The organism is Actinosynnema sp. (assembly GCF_052038725.1).
Map to the genome: position 1 here is coordinate 1 of NZ_JBQGCX010001035.1, position 1,692 is coordinate 1,692.

The window sequence follows — 1,692 nt, forward strand, 5'->3', positions numbered from 1 at the left end:
GCCGAGGTCGCCAAGGCCGACGTGCCGCGCGCGAAGAAGCTGCTCGGTCTCTGACCACCACCCCACCTGACTTAGGAGTACTCACATGGCACGCGTGAAGCGGGCGGTCAACGCCCAGAAGAAGCGCCGTACCACCCTTGAGCTCGCCAGCGGCTACCGCGGCCAGCGTTCGAGGCTGTACCGCAAGGCCAAGGAGCAGGTGCTCCACTCGCTCAACTACGCGTACCGCGACCGCCGTGCGCGCAAGGGCGACTTCCGCAAGCTCTGGATCCAGCGCATCAACGCGGGCGTGCGTGCCAACGGCATGACCTACAACCGCTTCATCCAGGGTCTGCGCCTGGCCGGCATCGAGGTCGACCGCAAGATCCTGGCCGAGCTGGCCGTCAGCGACCCGACCGCGTTCGCCGCGGTGGTCGAGCTGGCCAAGGCGGCCATGCCCGCCGACGTCAACGCTCCGGCCGAGGACAAGGCCTGATCAGCGACGCCAGTCGTGCGCCACGACCCGCGGACGTCCCGTTCACCGAGCGGACTCCGCGGGTCGTCGCCGCTCGACGCCTGACCCGCCGCTCCGGCCGCGACCGGGCCGCCCGCTTCCTCGCCGAGGGCGCGCAGGCGGTCCGCGAGGCCCTCGCCTGGTCCGCCGAGGGGCGCGGCCGGGTGCACGAGCTGTTCGTCACCGAGGTCGCCGCCGAGCGCAACCAGGAGCTGGTCGACGCCGCCGCCTCGTCGGGCGTGCCGATCAGCGTCGTCACGGACAAGGCCGCCGCCGCGCTGTCGGAGACGGTCACCCCGCAGGGCGTGGTCGCCGTGTGCGACCCGGTCGAGGTCCCCCTCGACGCCGCCCTCACCCCCTCCGCCCGCCTGGTCGCGGTGCTGCACGGCGTCGCCGACCCCGGCAACGCGGGCACCGTCGTCCGGGTCGCCGACGCGGCGGGCGCCGACGCGGTGGTCTTCGCGGGCGACTCGGTCGACGTGCACAACGGCAAGTGCGTGCGCGCCTCGACCGGCAGCGTGTTCCACCTGCCGATCGCCCGCGCCCGCTCCGCCGAGGACGTGTTCGCGGCCTGCCGCGCGGCCGGGCTGCGCTTGGTCGCCGCCGACGGGTACGCCACCGAGGACCTGGTGACCGCCGACCTGCGCGGCGACCTGGCCCACCCCACGGCGTGGGTGTTCGGCAGCGAGGCGCACGGTTTGCCCGACGACGTCGTGACGAGCCTGGACGGCGCCCTGAAGGTGCCGCTGTACGGCGGCGCGGAGAGCCTGAACCTGGCCACGGCCGCGGCGGTGTGCCTGTACGCGTCCGCGCGGGCGCACCGGGCCTAGAGCCGGTCCGCGCGGGGCAGCGAGGCGATGAGCAGCGCGCCCCGCGCGCTCGCGCCGACGACCAGGGTTCCCCGGTGCACGGCGGCGATGCGGCGCGCGATGGCGAGACCGAGGCCGGTGCCGCCGGTGTCGCGGGCGCGGGCCTCGTCGAGGCGGGTGAAGCGGTCGAACACGCGCTCGCGGGCGGCTTCCGGGATGCCGGGGCCGTCGTCGGCGACTTCGAGGACGGCTTGCCCGTCCACTGCGGACAGTCGAACGGTGATCGCGGATCCGGCGTGCCGCTCGGCGTTGTCCAGGAGGTTGCCGAGCAACCGGTCCAGCAGCGGGCGGCTGCCGCGGACCGGGACCGGGTCGTCGGGTGTCACGCCT

At 74.5% G+C, this 1,692-nt stretch carries 3 protein-coding genes; 2 read left to right on the forward strand and 1 reads right to left on the reverse strand.

Translation table 11 applies throughout. The features are described from left to right. Positions 1-85 precede the first annotated feature (85 nt). Both rplT and ACTUAL_RS21850 read left to right on the forward strand, forming a co-directional pair. Complete coding sequence (gene rplT, locus ACTUAL_RS21845; RefSeq protein ID WP_015804174.1) at positions 86-475, forward strand: 50S ribosomal protein L20; 390 nt, start codon at positions 86-88, stop codon at positions 473-475. After that, positions 475-1,323, forward strand: coding sequence for a TrmH family RNA methyltransferase (locus ACTUAL_RS21850; RefSeq protein WP_096496302.1), 849 nt, complete (start codon positions 475-477; stop codon positions 1,321-1,323). The genes rplT and ACTUAL_RS21850 overlap by 1 nt, the downstream gene beginning before the upstream one ends. On the opposite strand, the gene ACTUAL_RS21855 is transcribed toward ACTUAL_RS21850, so the two are convergent. After that, positions 1,320-1,692 (reverse strand): ATP-binding protein (locus tag ACTUAL_RS21855; RefSeq protein WP_440901553.1); only part of this gene is annotated, 373 nt, incomplete at its 5' end. The two genes, ACTUAL_RS21850 and ACTUAL_RS21855, sit on opposite strands and share 4 nt — an antisense overlap.

What these genes read in the sequence shown, in the direction of transcription:
- rplT (WP_015804174.1), top strand. Translation starts at nt 86, where the DNA reads ATGGCACGCGTGAAGCGGGCGGTCAACGCCCAGAAGAAGCGCCGTACC.